The organism is Flavobacterium cheongpyeongense, assembly GCF_003202435.1.
Taxonomy (GTDB): domain Bacteria; phylum Bacteroidota; class Bacteroidia; order Flavobacteriales; family Flavobacteriaceae; genus Flavobacterium; species Flavobacterium cheongpyeongense.
Genome location: NZ_QJHK01000001.1, coordinates 32,676 through 54,661, shown reverse-complemented (window position 1 = coordinate 54,661; position 21,986 = coordinate 32,676). Strand labels below are relative to the sequence as shown.

The window sequence follows — 21,986 nt, the reverse complement described above, 5'->3', positions numbered from 1 at the left end:
TACTATGAAAATCGCAATTATTGGAGCTACAGGATTTGTTGGCTCAGCCCTTGTCAATGAATTCGCTGACAGAAAACACGAAATTACTGCAATTGCCAGAAATCCTAAGGATACTGCAAATGCAAAATGGATTGCTGCTGATGTTTTTAACGTTGATGCATTGGCAGAAATTTTAAAAGGACATGACACTGTTATTAATGCTTTTAACCCGGGATGGACGAATCCGAACATTTACGAAGATTCAATAAAAGGATTAAAGGCAATTCAGGAGGCAGTTAAAAAATCAGGTGTTAGCCGTTTTATTACCATAGGAGGAGCCGGAAGTTTGTTTGTAGCACCTGGTTTACAAGCTGTTGACACACCTGATTTTCCAAAAGAAATTTATGACGGGGCTAATGCCGCAAGAGATTACCTGAATATCATTAAAGAAGAAAAAGAACTGGACTGGGCCTTTTTTAGTCCGGCTTTTGAAATGCATCAGGGAACAAAAACAGGAAGAACAGGAAAATATCGTTTAGGTCTTGAAAATCCGGTTTTTAATGACGAACAAAGAAGTATTTTGTCTGTAGAAGATCTGGCCGTTGTTATTGCTGACGAAACAGAAACACCAAAACACCATCAGGTTCGGTTTACAGCTGCATATTAATCAAATACAGATTTCATGAATTGGCACAAATTAAAATCTGAATCTTAATAATTGGTTCATTCATGTTTTAACAAAAAACAGTTTCCATGGCACTTTTCTGCTTTTGAAACTGTTTTTGTTTTCAGTACTTTTACAATTCTAAAACAAGTGTTTTGTCAAATTTCAATAAACAAACCGGCAGTTTAAACGAAAAAGCTGGAATTTCATCTCCCGAAATCACCAATGCGCCGGCTATCATTCAAATTAAAAACAAACGCAGACAACTACCATCTTCTGAAGAATTAATCTCAGGTATTCTTTCCGGAAACCGAACTGCTTTAAGCCGTGCAATTACTTTAATCGAAAGCACAAATCCGGAACATACTGAAAAAGCAAACCAAATAATCAAAGAATGTTTGCCTGGAGCTAATAAATCAATCAGAATAGGTATAACAGGTGTTCCGGGCGTTGGAAAAAGTACTTTTATTGAAGCTTTTGGAAAGTACTTAACTTCACTTGGGAAAAAAGTTGCTGTTTTAGCTGTTGATCCAAGCAGTTCTCTTTCTCACGGTAGTATTTTAGGAGATAAAACCCGTATGGAAGAATTGGTAAAAGATGAAAATGCTTTTATCAGGCCAAGCGCTTCCGGCGAAACCTTAGGCGGTGTAGCCAGAAAAACACGTGAATCGATTATCCTTTGTGAAGCAGCAGGTTTTGATACTATTATTATTGAAACCGTTGGCGTTGGTCAAAGTGAAACTGCTGTACACAGCATGGTTGACTTTTTCTTATTACTCAAGATATCTGGTGCCGGAGATGAACTTCAGGGTATTAAACGCGGCATTATGGAAATGGCAGATGCAATTGTCATCAACAAAGCAGATGGAGACAATATTAAAAAAGCAGCTTTGGCAAAAATCGAATTCAGCAAAGCTTTACATTTATTTCCTCCTAAAAAATCGGCCTGGCAGCCCATAGTTACAACTTGCAGTTCTGTAACAAAAGAGGGCGTTTCTCAAATCTGGAAAACCATTTCAGATTATTTTGACACGACAAATGAAACCGGCTATTTTCAGGAAAAAAGAACAGGACAGAATCAATTTTGGATGATGGAAACTATTAATGAGGAGTTGAAATCAAATTTTTATAATCAGCCAGAAATTATATCACTCTTAGAAAAAACACAAAAAGCGGTACAAAATAATGAAATATCACCTTTTGCAGCCGCTCAGTTATTGTTGGAAAAGTATTTTAAAGCCTAACCTTTATGTTCTACCTATTATAATTTTTAACACTTCGGAAATTTTTCTGGTATAATGCCAATATAATATAAAAACAAGCTGATTTTTATTTGGTTATATTAAATACATAAACGGTAATTAGTTATTTTAACGGACATTGCTGATTGAGTTTTTTGCTGTATCGTGTTTTGTTTTCAAACGCCTTCTATCTAATGATGCAGCAGCTTGGGACTGTGTTTCTGATATAAGTTTTAATTCCGAAGTCGGATTAGATTTAGCTATTTTTTCTTTTACATTTTTGCAATCCTGAGCTTTTACGTTTGTTAAGCAGCACAATATGAAGGCTGTTGTAAATATTGCTATTTTAAAATTTTTCATGTTGATTCAGTTTTAATATTTTTGAATAGATAAACAAAGTTTCCTTTTTGTTACCCCGAATTAAAACAAAAAAGCTACCAAAGAAGAAATTTCATCTTTGGCAGCTTTTCATTAACAAAATCTGTTGTCTTTATTTTTTTAGATCTCTCAGCTTATATTTATTCTCCTTATATAAATTACCAGCGGTTATAACATGTGCCAGGGCATCTTTGGCTAGTTCTTCGTTTAATTTTACAGGAATTAAAGTTGTATCATTTTTGATTTCGAATTGCAATGGTTTCAAATTTGGCTGCATGATTACCACCTGATTTTCAACCCTGAATGCATTGATATCATTAAACTGCATGATTGACCTTCCTTGTACTTTTGCATTCATTTTATTTAAATTTCTTCCCACCATTGGGGTTTCAAATGAAAGCCCTAAATAGCTTAATAATGTTGGCGGAATATCAATCTGACTTGCTAATTTACTATACGAAACTCCTTTTGGAACTCCTGGTCCCATAATTAAGGCTGGAATATGAAACTTATTGATTGGTACCAGATTCTTTCCGTAGGTTCTGGTATTATGATCTGCAATCACAATGAAAATCGTATTTTTGAAATAAGCTTCTTTTTTAGCCATTTCAAAGAATTTCCCAATCGAAAAATCGGCATATTTCATGGCGTTGTTAACGGTTGCCGGTTTCTTGTCATAGGGGTTGATTCTTCCTGCCGGATATTCAAATGGCTCATGATTGGAAGTCGAAAACATCAAAGAGAAGAATGGTTTGTCTCCTTTTGATTTAAAATAATTATTTGCTTTGGTAACTAAATCCTCGTCTGAATACCCCCAGGTTCCTTTGAATGCATATTTATTGCCATCAGACTCAAAATCTTCCTGATCTACAATATCCTGAAATCCGTTTCCGTTGAAAAACGAAGCCATATTATCAAAATTCGCCATTCCGCCATAAATAAAACTCGTATCGTATCCTTTATGTTTTAAGGCATCTGCTAAAGTAAAAAATCCTTGTTGTGAATTTCCCAGTTTTACCACACTTTCAGATGGCGAAGGTAAGAATCCGGTAACAACCGCTTCGATTCCGCGGACGCTTCGGGTTCCGGTACAATATAAATTAGTAAACAACAAACCTTCTTTCGATAATTTATCAAACTCAGGTGTTAAAGGTTTTCCTCCCAGAATCCCAACATATTCAGCACCTAAACTTTCCTGAAGAAAAATCACCAGATTATAAGGCTTCTTCAAAACAGAATCCGGCTGCTGCAAATGCAGGAACGGAATTCCGGCATCGGTAAAATCATCTGGTTCGGCAATCATGTATTTTTTTACACGGGCAATGGCCTCAGCTTCCTCCATTTTACCGTACATTTTAGTGTTCCCTTCATTTTTAATTGAATAGGCAGCAAAAGCAACTGTGTAAAAAGAATTTAATCCCAAACAATTTGTCAACTGATCTGTGGAAAAAACAGCATTACTGGCATTAATAGGGCGTTTTGAAGTTAAACTTGAACGAGCGCCAAAAAACAATAAAAAAGCCACTAATGGAAAAATCATTAATTTAAACTTATATTCAGTACGGGTAGTATAAAAAAGTTGTTTTCCTTTTTTGAAAGCAAAATAAATTACCACTCCTAAAATCAGAAAAGTTACAATAATAGAAGTCAGGTAACTTTTTAAAAGCATTCCCACAACTTCTTTTGGATAAATCAAGTAGTCTAAGAAAATCTTATTGGGACGTGTATCGTATTGTTTTACAAAATCCGGTGAAGCCAATTCTACAAACAGAATTAGGAACAAAAACAGAAAGCTGTAAATTACGAGAAATGAATTGGTAAACTTCAACCATTTATTTGGTAAAAAAGTAATTAAAACTGTCGGCAGAAACGATAAATAGCACAGTAAAATTAAATCCATCCGAAGACCGATTGGAAAAATATACCCGAAATTAGGAGTTTCAACAACTCTTTCTTTAAAAATAAAAAACAAAAATACCCTGCTTAAGGTAGTAATCAGTAATCCGATTAAAATAAAATTAAAAACCGGTTTTAAAAAACGTAAATTTTTCATTCGTAATTTTTGGTTTTGAGACATATTAGGAACGCATATACAAATATACACTGAAGAAACATTAAGTGACGCACTGCTATATCCCTACTCTTCGTAACGACCAATTTCTCTGTCGTAAAACTCATTTGCTTTGACAATCAATCCTTCCATTTCGGCATTTAATTCGGCTTCATCAAGATCTTCGGCTTCTTCCAGAAATTCTACCTCATCATCCTTTAAATTGATAATAAATCTTGGGTAATCAAGGTGAATGATAAAAATATCATCTGGAAAATCTGTATTATCTCCTAGTAAAAATTTAGGTAATTCCATGTTTTATGTATTTTAATTTTTATAATTGCCCACAGGCTGTTTTTGTTCTTTTTTAGATATTACAAATCGAAAAAGTATAACTATGAAATTCTCAGTTTCGGTAGCATTTACGTAATGCTGTCACATACCACCAATCAAATTTTTTAATTCTTTTGTTCTTGCGATTGTAGTCTGTGTCAAACAATCTATTTTCATTTTGTTCGTATATGGCCCACCACCATTACCCGGATCCTGACTTTTAAATTTGCAATTCAGATCTCTAAAATTTATCCAGGATTTTTGTGCATCAATTAGGTTTTTTTTATCCTTTTCTGTGAGCTCTTTTTTTAGTTTATTGTATACCGTATTCAATTCTTTATCTGCCTTTTCATATAAATCATAAAGTTCATCTTCCCCTGTAAAAGATTGGGAAAATGACATTGCGCTCAAAAACAAAAACTGTACACAAATGATTTTTTTCATTAGCATTCAAATAAATTTTCAGGATTCAAATGTAGTTATTTGAAACTTAATTATTGCTTAATTTTTTGGTTAAGTAATTAAAGCGAATGTATAGAAAAAGTGCTGCAGAAGTCAGCCCGGCCAAAAGCCCGATCCATACTCCGGACGCTTTCATGGACGTGTATTCTCCTAAGTAATAAGAAATAGGAAAACCAATAACCCAATAGGCTACAAAAGTAATATACATCGGGATTTTTACATCCTGCAATCCGCGTAAAGCTCCCAGAACCACAACCTGAATCCCGTCAGATATTTGGAACACTGCAGCAATCAGCAATAATTTTGAAGCAATTTCGATTACCTCAGTATTGTCTGTAAGCTGTATTGTGTTTTCCATATTCAGAAAAACATGAGGCAGGAATTGGTGAAAAGCCACAAACAAAACAGCAAAAACACTTTCTATAATGATCGCCAGTAAAAAAATAGAGCGTGCTACTACTATTAATTTTTTATAATCCTGAAGTCCCCTTTGATTGCTAACCCTTATCATTGAAGTAACACTTAATCCCATTGCAAACATAAAAGTCATAGAAGCCAGACTCAAGGCAATTTGGTTCGCTGCCTGGCTGGTTCTGCCAATATTTCCGCATAGCCAGATAGAAGCGGTAAACAGCACCACTTCAAAAAGCATTTGCATAGCTGATGGAAATCCAATGTTTATTATTTTTTTTATCGTTTGTTTTTTAATTTCATCAAAACTAAAATTGCTGAAGAAACGTTTTAAATCGTTTCTTCGTGACAGCATAATGTGCATAAACATGACCAAAAATATCCTGGATATTACTGTTCCTAATGCTGCACCGATAATGCCCATTTTTGGAAAAATCCAAATTCCATAAATCAAAACATAATTCATACCTACATGAAGTACATTTGCCATTACCATGGCATACATCGAATATTTGGTAAGTGAGAGCCCGTCTGCAAATTGTTTGTACCCCTGATACATGATTAAAGGAATCAGTGAAAAAGCAACCCAGTCCAGATAAGGTTTTGCTAGGGCTATAACTTCGTCAGGCTGATGCAGCATTTCCATTATTGGTTTTGCCAGAACGATTAAACCAAAAAGCATTAATCCTAACAGCGTACACAAAAACAAGCCATGATGAAAAGCAGATCGGATTTTAGTATCATTCTTCTCGGCATCGCCTTCGGCAACAATAGGTGTAATCGCTGTAGAAAATCCGATTCCCAATGACATCGCAATAAAAATCATACTATTTCCTAAGGAAACAGCTGCCAGTTCCGTACTGCCTAATCTGCCGACCATTATATTGTCAACCATTCCTATTAAGTTATGACCAACCATTCCTAAAATAACAGGATATGCCAGTCTAAAATTGTATGAAAACTCTTTTGTGTACTGTTTTAAATTCACTTTTAACATCTTTAGTCTGCAAAGATAAACAGATGCTTTGGATTCTGCAGAAATATTGAATTTTAATGGATTTAAAAAAACAAAAAACACTTACACCATTTTAACATCTTAATCAAATAGTTACGATTAAAACCTTTTTAACACTTTCGGTTCACATTAGCCAAAACCTTAATAAAATCAAGACTTCACAGGATTATCGCTAAACCTGAAACTTTAACCATATTTACATTATGTAACGATTCCAGAAAATTATATAATGCCTTACCAATATCTCAAAACTACTTTTACATCATAGTAATTAAAAAAATACAAGCATGAAAAATTTACAAAATATCAGGATTTTATTCGTTGCCGCACTAGCAATGATGTACACGACAACTTCATCTGCTCAGACAACAGATAGCACTAACTACGATCAGAAATTCAAATTAGGATTTGGTGTGAGTGGCGGAATCCCAACCGATGGAGATGATTACGACTGGGCTTTGGGCGGTGATGTAAGACTTCAATATGATCTGTCTAAAAAAACTTCAATAACCCTGACAACTGGATTTACTAACTTATTTGTGGGTGATGATGTACCGGATTTAGGTTTCATTCCTGCAAAAGCCGGTTTCAAGGCATTCGTTTGGGAAGATCAATTTTACGTAATGGGAGAAGTAGGTGCCGGTTTCGCAGTAACGAACGGATACAATGAAACTTCAATTTTATGGGCTCCAAGCATTGGATATGCAACAAAACACCTGGATATCAGTTTACGTTATGAAGATTATGACAAATTCGATACCAACCAGATAGCGCTTCGCTTTGCGTATGGATTTGAATTGTAAAATAAATTAGAATTATTTTTGTAAAACCCGACAGACTTTATATTAGTTTACCGGGTTTACTTTTTTTTAACCCTCTCCCAGTTCTTTTTTATACATTTCGATATTGTCTTTCGTTTTATCATCCATTTCTGGTTCTTTAATATCGGTATGTTTTTGCATTTCTTCCCAGATAATTTTGGCCACAATATAACGGGACATTTCTTTGTCATCAGCCGGAATTATATACCAGGGCGCATGTACTGTCGAAGTTTTATTGATAGCCTCTTCATAATATTTCATATAGTCTTTCCAATACGTGCGTTCTTTTAAATCGCCCGACGAAAACTTCCAATTGTGTTTCTCTTCCTCCAGACGACGTAGTAATCGCTGACGCTGCTCCTCTTTGCTTAAATGCATATAGAACTTCATGATAATCGTTCCGTTTTGTGCAATATGCTTTTCAAAATTATTGATTTGCTCAATTCTGTTTTTCCAAAACTTGGGGGTAATATCTTCTACAGATTCTATTCCTGGTAAATTTTCACCTAAAATATATTCAGGATGTACACGCGTTACCAAAACATTTTCGTAGTGTGTACGGTTAAAAATAGCAAACTTCCCTTTTTCCGGCAAAGCAATATAATGTCTCCACAAATAATCATGTTCCAACTCAGTCGAATTGGGTGTTTTAAAACTATGTACCACAACACCACGCGGGTTAAATTCCTTAAAAACTTCCCTAATCAAACTGTCCTTGCCTGAAGTATCCATTCCCTGCAGACAAATTAAAACACCATATTTATTGTGTGAATACATGACATCCTGCAAATCACTCAGTTTCGCCTGAACCTTATCCAATTTTTCTTCTTTTTCATCATCATTAGCTTCGATATTAAGCAAAGTCGGAATCTTAGACAATTTTATTTTATCTGTAACTTTAAAATCATTCGGGTCTATTGATTTCATATGTGTTAATTTTAATTATTATTGGTCACATATGTTATCGCCTTTAATTGTTTTTGTTTACACAAAGATTCTATCAGTAGCGATTTCATATTTCTAAGTTTTATACAAGTAAATATACTATTTTTACGAAGCATATTCCTGCTATTCATTGCAATACTTTTCAATAAAATGCTTTTTTCCAAAGCCATAACAAAGCTTCCGCTGGTCGCTTCGTTCTGTCAGGAAAAAACACATTTTCTTTTCAAAGTATTTTCATTACTATCAGGGCTAGGCATTGGTTTTCAAAACAACTTTCACTTTCATAATTTTATATCTACGTGATGAAAAAAAACTTTCTAATACTTTTACTTTTATTAGGAATTCAGGTCTTCAGTCAAAATGATGATCCTGACCAAAAATTTCACCATAAAATTTACGGCAAATGTTTCAAGAGCTTAAAACAAATTCCTGAAACAGAAAATCAACTACTATTAAAAGCACTATCATTTTGCAGTCTTTTAGAATGTACAATAGGTTTTGAATACTCGAAAAATAAGAAAGATACTCAGGATGCTATACTAAAGAGAGCCATTGAAATTACTAATCTGCTTTACGATGAAGGAACTCCAGTATATCTAATCAGTGGATTGGATAGCTCAGATGAAGCTGAAAAGCAAAACCAAAATATTACTGACGATAATAATTTAGTATATATTAGTGTTGGAGGATGCGTTTCCACTAATGAACTTCAAAAAATAAAACAAATTATTAATCAGCAGACATTAAAATTAATCAATAAAAAATAAACCAAAAATACCAATACTCAAAACAACAATTCATGGAAAAATTCACATTAGAAATACTATTTCAAATCATCGGAATCGGTTCTGCCTCCGGATTATTTTTAAATAATGATTCACTTTATGTTATTGGCGACAACAGCGGATTTTTATACGAATACAACATGCAGAATCAGCAGTTAAACCAGCATCCTTTAATTGAAAATCCAACGCAAAACATTCCAAAAAACCTAAAACCGGATTTTGAATCGATCACGCATCACAACGATACACTATATGTTTTTGGTTCCGGATCCACTGAAAACCGAAACAAAATGATTGAATTCGACCTTAAATCGAAAACGGTTATACAAAAAAACAATCTGGTCGATTTGTATGCGCTGATGCAAAATTTTGGTGAAATAAAACCGGAAGATTTCAATCTCGAAGGTGCTATTTTTGATGGTGAAAACTGGTACTTATTCAACCGCGGGAACGGAATTTCGAACAAAAACACCATTTTTACCATCCACGCCAAAAGTCTCGGGGAAGAATTTGCCCTGATTTCGGTCAATTATAAACTGCCAAAAATAAAAGGTATTCGTTCCAGCTTTACCGATGCCATTTTAGTCGAAGACAAAATCTATTTCCTTTCTAGCGCCGAAGATACCAAATCAACTTATGATGATGGTCAGGTTTTAGGAAGTTTCATTGGAAGAATAGATCTCAAATCCATGAAAATCGATTTCACGCAAAAAATTACATCTGCCAGTAAATTTGAAGGTTTGACTTTTTACAAAAAAGAAAATAACAAAATCGAATTTTTGCTTTGCGAAGATAATGATACGGATTTGTTGGAAACTAAAATTTATAAATTGACATTGCCAATAAAGTAAACAAATTCTTCTTTAATCTGTAGTGCGCACTGCTGTACATCTCTATAGAAACCTTAGTGAATCTTTGTGATAAAAACCACTCGGGAAAACAGTACTTTTACATTTATTTTCATCTTCGTCCCAACCTTTTTATCTTTTTCACTCTCTTTATAATTAAAGACCAAAATTGTGATAAACGAAACGCTAATTTCTAACTGCAAAAAAATGAACCGTGATGCCCAGCGTCAGGTTTATGAGCACATGGCTCCAAAATTGTATCGCGTTTGCAAACGATACCTCAAGAAGGAAGAAGAAATAGAAGAAGCCCTGGCCGACGCTTTCTATACCATCTTCACAAAATTAGACCAGCTCAAAGAAGATAAAGCCTTTGAAGCCTGGTCCAGAAAAATTACCGTTAATCACTGTTTGGCAACTATTAAAAAGAGTACCAATTTCAACATGTATATTGATGATGTAAAAGTACTTTCGCAGCCTTTTACAGATGAGATCAACACATTAGAAGAAGAAGATTTACTCAATTTATTAAACCATATCCCGGATGGCTGTAAAACTGTTTTCAACCTTTTTGTTATAGAAGGTTTTGGACATAAGGAAATAGCCGAAATGCTGAAAATCGCAGAGGGTACTTCAAAATCGCAGCTCAATGCGGCCAAAACCAAACTGAAAGAACTGGTGAATAAATTGTATTATCAAAAAGCAAAATAGTCATGGACAATCACGATAAAATATTCGATAAATTTAAAGAAGCCGCTCACAACTCGGAACAAAAAGATTTTCCGGGAATGGAAAAAATCTGGTCGCGCGTTGAAGATAAACTGGATCAAAAAGAAGATAAAAAAACCATTGCTTTATGGAAGAAAATTGCAATCGCAGCTTCCTTTATGTTATTACTTTCCATTGGATTTCAATTTTTAAAGACAGACAAAAATGCAGTAAATGAGATTCCAAAAGTGGTTATTCAGGAAACTGAAAAATCTCAAAAATCCGATTTAAATCCAAAAAACAAGACGTTTTCTTCTGACTCCGGAATTGTCTCTAAGGAAGAAGCAATTAAAATTCTTGAAAATCAGGCAAAAAACAAAGAAAGTGTCGCCATTCAGCAAGCAACCGGAATGGGATCTAGTGTTCAACTTATTGAACCGGTGGTTGTTTATGAAATGACTCCCGAAGCTATTGCAGCTCCCCCTGTAAAAGAGGAACATTTTGAAGAAGACAAGACTATAGTTTCAAAAAAAGAAACTAGTGAAGAAATGGGTTATTCTTCAAAATTTAAAGAAAGAGAATCAGCAAAAGTTGCCTTTGCCGAAAAACAAGAGCAAAAGGCTAAAAAGTCAGCACCATTGATTGTCCTTAACGGAAATGCCATGGCACACAGTGACGATTACAAAAGAGACAAAATGATACAGGAGGAACTTCCTAATATGAGTCCGGAAAATGTAGAATCACTCGTTATTCTCGATGAACCTTTGTATATTATTGATGGTATTTATTTCTCTGAAAATGATTTATTCGGAAAAAATCCGACGAGTCCTTACGCTCCTTTAAATAAACAGGAAATCAAAACCATTACCATACTTCAGGATCTGGAAGCCACAGAAAAATATGGCGAAAAAGGCAGAAAAGGAGTTGTCATCATCACTACTAAAACTGGAAAACCGGCTCTGAAAAAATAGCCAAAAAACCGAACATTAATTCTAAAACTTACTATCATGAAAAGTCTAAAACTTATTTCATTAGCCATTACTATGCTTATATGTTTCGTATTAAAAGCGCAGGAAAAAATACCCATTAAGAAACCGCAGAATCTTGCTTTAGAAACAGAAATAATTCCCAACCCCTTAATCAAGATGAAAGACACAATTTGTGAGGTAGCAATTTCTTCAAATTTTGTAAAAACTAATGCATCACCAAATTTCAGAATAGTATGTGCAAAGACTATATCATATAAGGCTGAACCACTCTACATCCTTGATGGAATTCCGATTCAGGCAAAACAACTTGCAAAAATAAATCCGAATGATATTGAAGAGATAAAAGTTCTAAAAGGCATTGATGCGACTTCTTTATACGGAAACCAAGCTACTAACGGAGTTATCGTTATTACATCTAAAGAAAAGGAATAATCATTTTGCATTAAGAGTACAACAGCGTATTTAATACTGATTACTTAATAAAATTATTTTTACATTTGAATTGCTTTTTAAAAATTAAAACTACTATCATCAAAAAGTTATTATAAATCAATTTCAAATAAAATTTCATGAACCCAATTTTAAGCCAAAACCTATTTTTAGTAAAAGAACATGTCGGAATGTTTAAAGCGTCAAACAATTACGATATTTATAATCCTGAAAGCAACCAGATTATCATGAACTGCCGTGAGAGCAATCTGGGTTTTTTTACCAAAATGCTGCGCTTTACAGATTATAAGCGAATGACTCCTTTTAATGTTGAAATCACTACAGCAAGTGGCGAAAAATTAATTGCAGTAAAACGTGGTATTGCGATCTTTCGATCTACTGTCGAAATATTTGATGAGAAAGACAGATTAGTTGGAACTTTTAAACAGAAATTCTTTTCCATCGGAGGAAAATTCGAAATACTAGACAAAAATGAAAAACCTGTCGCAACGCTTCAGGGAAAATGGACCGGCTGGGATTTTAAATTTTCGCACGAAAACAAACAGCTGGCTCAGGTAAGTAAAAAATGGGCCGGAATGGGTAAAGAGTTTTTTACCAGTGCCGATAATTATGTCCTGCAAATTGAAGAAACAGTCCCAGCTGATTCTCCGCTGAGACAATTAATCCTGGCAGCTGTAATGTGTATTGACATGGTTTTGAAAGAATAAGCAAAAGCTGTTAAACTTAGATTAAGAAATAAAAAAAGCGTCATTTTGGTAAGCAAAAACTGTATTTTTGTATAACTAAACTGATGCTTTTTGCATTTCTAAAAAATACACTCATGACAAATCTAAAAAATAAAAATGCCCTGATTACAGGAGCCGGAAAAGGAATTGGAAAAGCTATTGCCATTGCTCTGGCAAAAGAAGGCGTAAACGTAATTTTAGTTTCAAGAACACAACTGGATGTTGAACAACTGGCTGTTAAAATTGAAAATTTCGGAGTAAAATCATTGGCTCTGACTGCTGACGTGGCCGATATAAATTCGATAAATACTGCTATTGAAAAAGCTTTAGCAGAATTTAAAACCATTGATATTTTAATCAATAATGCCGGAATCGCTGCTTTTGGAAAGTTTATGGAATTAGAGCCATCCGAATGGGAAAAAATCATACAGGTAAACTTAATGGGAACTTATTATACAACCCGTGCCGTTTTACCTAATATGATCAAAAGGCAAACTGGTGATATTATCAATATTTCTTCTACAGCCGGATTAAACGGAAATGCCTTAACCAGTGCCTACAGTGCCTCTAAATTTGCAGTTTTAGGATTAACAGATTCTTTAATGCAGGAAATGAGAAAACACAACATTCGCGTTACAGCCTTAACACCAAGTACCGTTGCAACTGATATGGCTAAAGATTTAAACCTCACTGACGGAAATCCTGAAAAAGTCATGCAGTCAGAAGACATTGCAGAGTTGATAATCGCCCAACTCAAACTAAATCGCAGAGTGTTCGTTAAGAACAGCAGTATCTGGTCTACAAATCCTTAAGTTAAAATATAAATTCTGATCTATGAAATTCCCTATTCCAATTATTATCCTTAACTTATAGTTGGAACAGGAAACTTGATTTTGGAATTAAAAAACAATAAAATGGAACAATATTTAAGACAATTGGTTTCAATTGCATTTACAGATAAAAAAGAAATCTTTACCGGATTTCTCATTGATTACTCTGATGACTGGATTTTGTTGAAAAACAATCCTGTTGATTTTATACTTGACGGGTTTATAATTCTGAAAAATAAAAACATCGAAGCAATCGAAAGAGATGAAGAACTTGAATTTAACGAAAGGGTAATTCGCCTAAAGGGGCTAAAAACCAATGCAGAAGACATCATTCCGATTAAGGATTTAAGCACAATTCTGAAGTATATCCAAACCCAATACGGCATTTTTCAGATCGTTAAAAAATCACCTAAATCAGTTTATTTAGGAAAACTCATTGAGATAAACGACGAAATACTAACTATTGATTTCTTAGATATTAGAGGACAATTTGGTGGTGAACTGAGTTTTAATCCTGAAAAAATAAGAGTAATCGAATTTGATTCTGATTATATCAATTCGTTGAAATTGGTTTCGCAGGAAAACGAGAAATAATATTTTACAAATGCACAAAAAAAGTCCTTTTTCAAGGACTTTTTAAATTTTATGTCATTTCAAGGAAGAAGACTCGAACGATGAGAATAGACGAAATAATAATATTGTGACTAGGCTTCTGCCAATTTATTAATAAACTCCAGACGAACACTCCCGTCTTCATCAATTTTAGTCAAATTAATTTCCTGTAAAGTATTAACCAATTCCGGATTCCAGGGTGTTTTTACTTTCACATAGTTTTCGGTAAAACCATGAATGTATCCTTCTTTATTTTCACTTTCGAATAAAACTGTTCGGTTGGTTCCTAGCTGGCTTTCGTAAAAAGCACGGCGTTTTTTAACAGACAATCCACGTAGCATTTTACTTCTTTTCGCTCTCACATTCGCAGGAACAACTCCCGACATTAAAGCTGCTTCGGTATTATCCCTTTCTGAATAGGTAAAAACATGCAGGTAAGAAATATCCATTTCATTCAGAAAATGATAGGTCTCTAAAAAGTCTTCATCTGTTTCACCCGGAAAGCCAACAATTACGTCTACTCCAATACAGGCATGCGGCATTACTTCACGAATCTTATTAACCCTTTCTGTATACACTTCACGCAAATAGCGACGCTTCATTAATTTTAAAATAGTATTACTTCCGGATTGGAGCGGAATATGGAAATGGGGTACAAAAGTGCGGCTTTTAGAAACGAAATCAATTGTTTCATTTTTCAGTAAATTAGGTTCGATTGATGAAATTCTTAAACGCTCGATACCTTCAACCTGATCCAGAGCCTGAACTAAATCAAGAAAAGTGTGTTCGTGCTTTTTGTTCCCAAATTCACCTTTACCGTAATCTCCAATATTTACACCGGTTAAGACAATTTCTTTGATGTTTTGAGCTGATATTTCTTTTGCATTTTGTAAAACGTTTTCAAGAGCATCACTTCTTGAAATCCCTCTCGCTAGAGGAATTGTACAATAGGTACATTTATAATCACAACCATCCTGAACTTTCAGAAAAGCACGGGTTCTGTCACCAATTGAATAACTTCCAACATAAAAATCAGCTTCGGCTATTTCGCAGGAGTGAACCTCACCCATGTCATTTTTGCTCAGGTCATGAATATAATCTGTGATTTTGAATTTTTCAGTTGCTCCTAAAACCAAATCAACCCCATCGACAGCTGCTAATTCTTCAGGTTTTAATTGTGCATAACAACCTACTGCAGCAACAAAAGCTTTTTCATTAAGTTTCATTGCTTTTTTTACGACCTGTTTAAACTGCTTATCAGCATTTTCTGTTACAGAGCAAGTGTTGATCACATATATATCTGCTACTTCTTCAAAATCAACTCTGTCAAAACCCTCATCATTAAAGTTTCTGGCAATTGTAGATGTTTCTGAAAAATTCAGTTTACAGCCAAGTGTATAAAAAGCAACTTTTTTTCTATTTTCCATAGGAATGTACTACGTTTTAAGTAGCAAGATTATTATATTTACATCTTAGATTGAAGAGTTTGCAAATTTACACACAAATTTCTTTAAAATAAAATCAATAATAGATTATAAATCAAAGAATTGAAACAAAACACTTTTATTAAACCATAAAAAGTAATTAATTGAATTTATGTTTACTATAAAAGATTTATTTTTTTTATAATTTCACGCTTAGTATCAAAAAATATAAAATGAAAGAAAAAATCGACAAAAAGTAAATAAATCCGATTAAATACATTGTAGCTTATTTTAAAATCATTTTTTCTTGAATTTTTCTTTGCTGTCATTAATAATAAACTTAAATTCACACATCGAAATTTTATAAAATAATTAAACTCTGAAATATAATTTTATTTCATTGAAAGCGTTTTTAAAATTTCAACTAAAAACCAAATGGGAAAGCCGAAAACCAATTTAGAGTAGGCGAATTTTTAAATTTACAGAACAATATGAAAGCATGTTTTCCTACGATCTGCTTAATCTTTTTAACCATCTTCGCACAGGCTCAAACTAATACACCTGCTGCAAATTCAAATCCATTTCCAACAATCAGTACATTAACAAATTGGGCCAGTTTAAACTCTCAGCAGCAATTTGACATTGCGATACGTGCGGTTGGATTTAAATTTGAAGTTAAAGAACCGGGAGAAGGATCTACAGCTTATACATACATCAGAAAAGTAGTAGTTAATGAGGTAAATTATACGGACAGAATTGTTTACCGAATTACAAATACCAACTCTGCTAGTATTATCTCTTTAGTTACTGCTTCTACAGATTTAGTAAGTTTATACACTCCTCAATTAGCTTCTTTTAAAAACAACAACTGTAAAACAGAAATGTCTAAAGACAAAAATACAACCTGCAGTTGCTACGAAAGCGCAAATTTTGCAATTGATCTTTGCGATGAGCGTGTAAAGCTAACAATGGGTGATGGGAATAAATATTTTGTTTCTGTAGCTAAAAAATAATTCAGAAGAATTTATGAAATACAAATCCGAAATTTAAGATATTAGATTTCGGATTTTTTTGTTCAAAAGCAGGTATTTAGATCAATATATAACGCTGTACAACCTCAGCAACACCATCATCATTGTTTGATGCCACAATTACATCTGCCCTGTCACGCAATTCGGGCGTTACATTATCAACCCAAACACCCAGACCGGCATATTCTATCATTGTAAGATCATTTCCGGCATTTCCAACAGCTATAATTTCGCTTTGATGAATATTTAATTTCTCTGCTAAGATTTTTATACTTGCTGCTTTATCGATTCCGTATTGAGCTGCTTCCAGGAAAAAGGGTTTAGACATGGCAACACTCAAGTGAGGCATTGCAGTTTTGAGGTCTTGCTCTACTTCTTTTAAATACGAAGGCTCTTCAAGCAAAATACATTTTACCGCAGATCTGGAAACTGCTGCTTTAAAGTCAGAAACCTTATTGTGTGGCAGTCCGGTAATTTCTTTTTCAATTTCTATATACTCTGAGTCGGTTTCACTGATAATCTCACCATCCAGATAAGTGATGATGTGGGTTTTCATTTTTATACTATAATCATATAAATCATGAATTTGTTCAGGCGTTAAACATTGCTCAAATAATATAAAATCATCTTTTACGGTACTGATTACCGCTCCATTGAACGAAATGATATAAGAATCGTTTAAATCCAGTTCTAATTCTTTCGCAAAAGCGGTCATGGCAGATGTTGGGCGTCCCGAGGCCAAAACTACATATACTCCTTTTGCCTGAGCCTCAAGCAGTACTTTTTTATTTAATTCCGAAATTTTATGATCGTCTGTCAACAAGGTATCATCCATGTCGAGCACTAACATTTTATATTGCATATTTTTTTAGTTTTCAGTCGCAGTCACAGTTTTCAGTTGATTGCGACTGAAAACTACAACTAATTATTTATTTTAGATACTCATTCTGAAATCTTCAATAACCGGATTTGCTTTTGCAAAATCTGTTTCCTGAATAAAAACCTCAACTGCTAAATCTGTGCCTCCAAAACCACCTAATCTGGCTGATTGGATATTATCTTTTTTTACGGTTTCTAAACCAGCTGCTTCTAATTTTCCCTGCAAAGCAATGGCTAACACTTCACTTCCTGAAAACACCTTCATTAATCCCATAACATTATTTTTTTATTGTAAAATTATTTTTAACTTATTTTGAAAATCATCGTTTTCATTCATTCCAATATGCCCCTGATTTTTTAAACCGCAAAAATGACCTTTAAAATCTAGTAATTTATTCAACCTAAGTGAATTTGAACACGAAATCAACTGATCATCCAGACCATGAAAAATATAAATAGGTGCTTTTACTTTTGGCAAAAATCTAAAAGTTTCTAAGTGGATTTTTTTCATGAAATCCGGAAAAAATGGAACTCTGCTGTCTGACAATTCTGTAAAACTGTAATAGGGCGATTGCAGCATCAAAGCTTTCGGTTTATTGCTGGAAGCCAAAATTGCTGCAAGTCCGGTTCCTATCGAGTAACCCGCAATAATGATTTTACTTTCAGGATATTTTTTAGTTAATACATTATACACAATAGAGACATCTTTATTTAATTGTTCTTCATCTTCTATTACACCTTCGCTTTTACCAAAGCTTCTATAATCTAAAATAAAAATATCATAACCTAAATTAGTGAATGTCTTTGCTATTTTTCCCCAGTTTTCAAGATTTCCGGCATTTCCATGAAGATAAAAAACGAGACCTTTAGAACTTTCTGCCTTAAACAAAAGTCCGTTTAAATTTACTCCATCAAATGATTTAATATTCAGTTCTTCAAATTTACTCTGATAATCAAATTGATGTTTTTTTGGCAAAGATGTACTTTGAAAAACCATTCCCACCTGATTGAAATATACGTAAGAAACGATAATTAAATAAATTATAACGAAAAAGACCAAAAGTACAATGGTTAAAAATTTAAGCGTTTTTATCATTTCAACAGGCAGTCAGAAATTACTCTTCTTCTATTTGATCTTCTTCTTCGTCCAATTCTTCTTCCCCCTCTTCATCCATATCAAAAAAATAAGGCTCCAACAGCATTTTATCTGCTAACATTTCGATACGTTCCGTTAAGGTTTCTGCAAAAATAATACGCTGTGTTTTTGTGATACTATTTGAAATACGCATAATTTTAGTTTCATTACGCAATTTCAAAATTGGATCTGCATCATCAAGAATAAACATTTTTAAACGATTCACATTGTAGCCTGCCGTGGTAAACATATCGCTTAATTTATTTGGTGTACCAATTAAAACATCAATTCCGGTAGAAATATAGTTTTTATCATAGTCCATATCGCCTTTGTCGTGCACGCCATAAACCTCCAGGTTTGTGTATTTTCCGTACTTTTCAAAAAGTTCTACCATTTCCAGAACTTTGGTTTTGTCTTCAACAATAATCAAAGCTCTTGGAGATTCCTCGACTTTTCCGGCCAACTGCTGAATTACATTTAATACAATAGTTGTCGATTTTCCGGTTCCGGCAGGAGAAATAATCATGCAATCAGCACCGCTCTTAATCGTTGAAAAAGTTTCCATCTGCAATATATTCGCTTCTGTTAAACCGTTTTCGATTAAGCCGTCTTGTAATTTCTCATTTATTTTTTTTAGTTTCATACTTGATTTTAGATTTTCTGACTTTTAGCTTTCTTAATAAAACCTAAATCAAATCATTATTTGCTTGCGAACATTTTTACATCAGTTTCAGAAATTTCGGTTCCTCCCAAAATAATCAGTCTTTCGACTACATTTCGAAGCTCACGGATATTTCCTGTCCAGTCATATTCCTGCAATAATTTTATGGCCTGCGCCGAAAATACTTTTACAGCATTACCTTGTTCTGAAGCAATTTTCTCTGCAAAATGTGTAATTAATGCCGGAATATCGTCACGTCTGTCATTTAATGCCGGAACTTTAATTAAAATAACAGCCAGACGATGGTATAAATCCTCGCGGAAACGACCTTCGGCAATTTCTGTTTTTAAATCTTTATTAGTTGCTGCAACTACCCGCACATCTACTTTGATATCTTTCTCAGCACCAACTCTCGTAATCATATTTTCCTGAAGCGCACGCAACACTTTGGCTTGCGCCGAAAGACTCATATCGCCAATTTCATCCAGAAAAATAGTTCCTTTATCTGCTGCTTCAAACTTCCCCGCACGATCTTTTACTGCTGATGTAAAAGCTCCTTTTACGTGTCCGAACAATTCGCTTTCGATCAATTCACTCGGAATCGCCGCACAGTTTACTTCGATTAAAGGAAAACCAGAACGCTCACTTTTTTCATGCAATTGATGCGCTACCAATTCTTTACCCGTTCCGTTTGGGCCTGTAATCAAAACCCTGGCTTCTGTTGGGGCTACTTTATCAATCATTACTTTGATATGATTGATAGATTCACTGTCACCAATCATTTCATAGTTTTTGCTGACTTTTTTCTTTAGAATTTTATTTTCAACTACCAATTGTTTTTTATCCAAAGCATTACGTACCGTATTTAATAAACGGTTTAAATCCGGTGGTTTTGAGATGTAATCAAAAGCTCCCAAGCGCATGGTATGAATGGCGGTTTCCATATCGCCGTGACCGGAAATCATTACCATAGGAATTTCAGGTTTGATTTTTTTTACTTCTTCCAAAACCTCAACTCCGTCCATTTTTGGCATTTTTATGTCACACAATACCAGATCGTAATCATTGTTTTTTATTTTATCAAGCCCGGTAATGCCATCCTCTGCCTCATCAACCTGATAGGAATCATTTTCTTCTGATAAAATCTTTACCAAAACCCTTCTGATCGCTGCTTCGTCTTCTATGATTAATATTTTACTCATTCTTAGTGATTTTCAATTTTAAAAATTCCTAAACCCAATTATAGCGTTTAGAATTTATTTAGATTTTTTAATATTGGTTTTTAATATTTTAACCATTTGTACAACTCTTTCCATGTTGGTTTTTTACCATACATCAAAATCCCAACACGGTAAATTTTTGCAGCAAACCAAACAACAAAGAAAAAAGTAGCAAACAATAATGATACCGAAATTGCAATTTGCCACCACGGTACACCAAAAGGAAGCCGCATTAACATGACAATAGGCGAGGTTAACGGAAGCATCGAAAACACAACAGCTACTGTGCCATGAGGATCATTTACAACTGTAAAAAATCCGATGTACACGCTCAGAATAAGAGGCATAATTATAGGTAATAAAAATTGTTGCGAATCGGTTTGATTATCTACAGCTGCCCCAATTGCCGCATAAAATGAACTGTATAAAAAATAGCCTCCGATAAAATACACGATGAAACCGATTATGATACTCGCGATAGGCAGATTCCATAATTCTGCTATATACATTTGTGCAGAACCCGAAAGTTCCTGCTGTGCGGATTGGATTAATTCAGGAGAAATTCTTGCAGTTGGTCCTACATTTACACCAAAAAAAACTGAAGCAGCCAACATTAATCCTAAACCAATAATCGCCCAAATTATAAATTGAAGCAATCCCGCAAGTGAAGTTCCAACGATTTTACCAATCATTAACTGAAATGGTTTTACCGATGAAATAATGATTTCAATTATTCTGTTGGTTTTTTCTTCGATGACGCTTCGCATTACCATGTTCCCGTAAATAATAATGAACATCATGATTAAATATCCAAAAGCACCTCCTATTCCAATTTTAATTTCATTCAGACCTTTTAAACTTTGTTCTCCCGAAGCTTTTTCAAGATGAATATTTACATTTGCCTGTGCTTTCTGAATAGACAACGTATCCAATTTGGCTTTTTCTAAATTGATTTTAGTGATTTTTGAAGCAATTATGTCCTGAGTATTTTCTATAAAGGAAATACTTGGACTGTTATTGGAAATAAATTCAATTTTTGATTCTAATTCTTTTTCAGAATTTGTTTTCGGAATTACCAGTAAACCGTCGAAATTCTCTTTTGCAATACTGTCTTTCAAAGCTTTTACCTCCATTACAGACAGATTAATGTATTTAAATTCGGCATCTTTGTTATTTTGCTTTACAAAATCATCAGCAAACAAACCTGTCTCATCATGAATGGCGATTCGTTTTGTTTCAGCTTTCATTGAACTTAAATAACCAATAAATCCGGCAATTGCCACAAATAATACCGGACTCAAAAAAGTCATGACAACAAAAGATTTATTACGGACTTTGGCAATAAATTCTCTTTTTATAATCAGCGAGATGATGCTCATAAGTATTTTAATTT

Annotated in this window: 25 protein-coding genes; 12 read left to right on the top strand and 13 right to left on the bottom strand. The window is 34.0% G+C overall.

Annotation, left to right across the window (positions count from 1 at the left end):
* The first annotated feature begins 4 nt into the window (after window positions 1-4).
* The gene (locus DMB65_RS00300) at window positions 5-646 is read left to right on the top strand and encodes an NAD(P)-dependent oxidoreductase (protein ID WP_110304684.1); all 642 of its coding nucleotides are present in this window, start codon (window positions 5-7) and stop codon (window positions 644-646) included.
* A 152-nt stretch (window positions 647-798) separates the two neighbouring features.
* Window positions 799-1,887, top strand: coding sequence for a methylmalonyl Co-A mutase-associated GTPase MeaB (meaB, locus tag DMB65_RS00295; protein ID WP_110304683.1), 1,089 nt, complete (start codon window positions 799-801; stop codon window positions 1,885-1,887).
* 126 nt (window positions 1,888-2,013) lie between these two features.
* Here meaB and DMB65_RS00290 read toward each other — a convergent pair whose 3' ends face one another.
* From DMB65_RS00290 to DMB65_RS00270, 5 genes are all read right to left on the bottom strand, one after another.
* On the bottom strand, window positions 2,014-2,244 hold the full coding sequence (locus tag DMB65_RS00290; RefSeq protein ID WP_110304682.1) for a hypothetical protein: 231 nt from the start codon (window positions 2,242-2,244) through the stop codon (window positions 2,014-2,016).
* A 130-nt stretch (window positions 2,245-2,374) separates the two neighbouring features.
* Window positions 2,375-4,315, bottom strand: a complete 1,941-nt coding sequence (locus tag DMB65_RS00285; RefSeq protein ID WP_110305037.1) for an LTA synthase family protein — start codon at window positions 4,313-4,315, stop codon at window positions 2,375-2,377.
* 84 nt (window positions 4,316-4,399) lie between these two features.
* Window positions 4,400-4,627: a hypothetical protein gene (locus DMB65_RS00280; protein ID WP_110304681.1), complete on the bottom strand. Its 228-nt coding sequence runs from the start codon at window positions 4,625-4,627 to the stop codon at window positions 4,400-4,402.
* 120 nt (window positions 4,628-4,747) lie between these two features.
* Window positions 4,748-5,089, bottom strand: a complete 342-nt coding sequence (locus tag DMB65_RS00275) for a lysozyme inhibitor LprI family protein (RefSeq protein ID WP_165834811.1) — start codon at window positions 5,087-5,089, stop codon at window positions 4,748-4,750.
* 46 nt (window positions 5,090-5,135) lie between these two features.
* Window positions 5,136-6,506 carry an MATE family efflux transporter gene (locus DMB65_RS00270; RefSeq protein ID WP_110305036.1) on the bottom strand — a complete coding sequence of 457 codons (1,371 nt, stop codon included), beginning with the start codon at window positions 6,504-6,506 and terminating at the stop codon, window positions 5,136-5,138.
* 314 nt (window positions 6,507-6,820) lie between these two features.
* Between DMB65_RS00270 and DMB65_RS00265 the strand changes: the two genes are divergently transcribed.
* The gene (locus DMB65_RS00265; protein WP_110304679.1) at window positions 6,821-7,336 is read left to right on the top strand and encodes a hypothetical protein; all 516 of its coding nucleotides are present in this window, start codon (window positions 6,821-6,823) and stop codon (window positions 7,334-7,336) included.
* 66 nt (window positions 7,337-7,402) lie between these two features.
* Here the strand turns inward: DMB65_RS00265 and DMB65_RS00260 are convergent, their stop codons facing one another.
* Complete coding sequence (locus tag DMB65_RS00260; protein WP_110304678.1) at window positions 7,403-8,281, bottom strand: PPK2 family polyphosphate kinase; 879 nt, start codon at window positions 8,279-8,281, stop codon at window positions 7,403-7,405.
* A gap of 320 nt (window positions 8,282-8,601) precedes the next feature.
* Here DMB65_RS00260 and DMB65_RS00255 point away from each other — a divergent pair, with 320 nt between their 5' ends.
* The 8 genes from DMB65_RS00255 to DMB65_RS00220 all read left to right on the top strand — a co-directional run bounded on the left by DMB65_RS00255 (window position 8,602) and on the right by DMB65_RS00220 (window position 14,225).
* Entirely contained in the window at window positions 8,602-9,066 is a 465-nt protein-coding gene (locus DMB65_RS00255) for a hypothetical protein (protein WP_110304677.1), read from the top strand.
* A 32-nt stretch (window positions 9,067-9,098) separates the two neighbouring features.
* Window positions 9,099-9,935 carry a DUF6929 family protein gene (locus DMB65_RS00250; protein WP_110304676.1) on the top strand — a complete coding sequence of 279 codons (837 nt, stop codon included), beginning with the start codon at window positions 9,099-9,101 and terminating at the stop codon, window positions 9,933-9,935.
* 204 nt (window positions 9,936-10,139) lie between these two features.
* Entirely contained in the window at window positions 10,140-10,640 is a 501-nt protein-coding gene (locus DMB65_RS00245) for an RNA polymerase sigma factor (RefSeq protein WP_110304675.1), read from the top strand.
* A gap of 2 nt (window positions 10,641-10,642) precedes the next feature.
* Entirely contained in the window at window positions 10,643-11,608 is a 966-nt protein-coding gene (locus tag DMB65_RS00240; protein ID WP_110304674.1) for a hypothetical protein, read from the top strand.
* A gap of 36 nt (window positions 11,609-11,644) precedes the next feature.
* On the top strand, window positions 11,645-12,058 hold the full coding sequence (locus tag DMB65_RS00235) for a TonB-dependent receptor plug domain-containing protein (RefSeq protein ID WP_110304673.1): 414 nt from the start codon (window positions 11,645-11,647) through the stop codon (window positions 12,056-12,058).
* A gap of 137 nt (window positions 12,059-12,195) precedes the next feature.
* A complete protein-coding gene (locus tag DMB65_RS00230; RefSeq protein ID WP_110304672.1) occupies window positions 12,196-12,783 on the top strand; it encodes an LURP-one-related/scramblase family protein in 588 nt (195 codons plus the stop codon).
* A 113-nt stretch (window positions 12,784-12,896) separates the two neighbouring features.
* On the top strand, window positions 12,897-13,613 hold the full coding sequence (locus tag DMB65_RS00225) for a 3-ketoacyl-ACP reductase (protein ID WP_078226066.1): 717 nt from the start codon (window positions 12,897-12,899) through the stop codon (window positions 13,611-13,613).
* Window positions 13,614-13,715: 102 nt separating this feature from the next.
* Entirely contained in the window at window positions 13,716-14,225 is a 510-nt protein-coding gene (locus DMB65_RS00220; RefSeq protein ID WP_110304671.1) for a hypothetical protein, read from the top strand.
* Window positions 14,226-14,335: 110 nt separating this feature from the next.
* On the opposite strand, the gene mtaB is transcribed toward DMB65_RS00220, so the two are convergent.
* On the bottom strand, window positions 14,336-15,670 hold the full coding sequence (mtaB, locus tag DMB65_RS00215) for a tRNA (N(6)-L-threonylcarbamoyladenosine(37)-C(2))-methylthiotransferase MtaB (protein ID WP_110304670.1): 1,335 nt from the start codon (window positions 15,668-15,670) through the stop codon (window positions 14,336-14,338).
* A 488-nt stretch (window positions 15,671-16,158) separates the two neighbouring features.
* Between mtaB and DMB65_RS00210 the strand changes: the two genes are divergently transcribed.
* Window positions 16,159-16,680, top strand: a complete 522-nt coding sequence (locus tag DMB65_RS00210; protein ID WP_110304669.1) for a hypothetical protein — start codon at window positions 16,159-16,161, stop codon at window positions 16,678-16,680.
* Window positions 16,681-16,756: 76 nt separating this feature from the next.
* Here the strand turns inward: DMB65_RS00210 and DMB65_RS00205 are convergent, their stop codons facing one another.
* From DMB65_RS00205 to DMB65_RS00180, 6 genes are all read right to left on the bottom strand, one after another.
* The gene (locus DMB65_RS00205) at window positions 16,757-17,560 is read right to left on the bottom strand and encodes a Cof-type HAD-IIB family hydrolase (RefSeq protein WP_110304668.1); all 804 of its coding nucleotides are present in this window, start codon (window positions 17,558-17,560) and stop codon (window positions 16,757-16,759) included.
* A 72-nt stretch (window positions 17,561-17,632) separates the two neighbouring features.
* Window positions 17,633-17,851, bottom strand: a complete 219-nt coding sequence (locus DMB65_RS00200; RefSeq protein WP_110304667.1) for a putative signal transducing protein — start codon at window positions 17,849-17,851, stop codon at window positions 17,633-17,635.
* A gap of 12 nt (window positions 17,852-17,863) precedes the next feature.
* Window positions 17,864-18,553 (bottom strand): alpha/beta hydrolase, encoded by a 690-nt coding sequence (locus tag DMB65_RS00195; RefSeq protein WP_230470564.1) that lies wholly within the window; start codon window positions 18,551-18,553, stop codon window positions 17,864-17,866.
* A 139-nt stretch (window positions 18,554-18,692) separates the two neighbouring features.
* The gene (locus DMB65_RS00190; RefSeq protein WP_110304665.1) at window positions 18,693-19,355 is read right to left on the bottom strand and encodes a DEAD/DEAH box helicase; all 663 of its coding nucleotides are present in this window, start codon (window positions 19,353-19,355) and stop codon (window positions 18,693-18,695) included.
* 56 nt (window positions 19,356-19,411) lie between these two features.
* The gene (locus DMB65_RS00185; protein ID WP_110304664.1) at window positions 19,412-20,575 is read right to left on the bottom strand and encodes a sigma-54-dependent transcriptional regulator; all 1,164 of its coding nucleotides are present in this window, start codon (window positions 20,573-20,575) and stop codon (window positions 19,412-19,414) included.
* A gap of 80 nt (window positions 20,576-20,655) precedes the next feature.
* Window positions 20,656-21,972 (bottom strand): ABC transporter permease, encoded by a 1,317-nt coding sequence (locus tag DMB65_RS00180; RefSeq protein ID WP_110304663.1) that lies wholly within the window; start codon window positions 21,970-21,972, stop codon window positions 20,656-20,658.
* Window positions 21,973-21,986 lie beyond the last annotated feature (14 nt).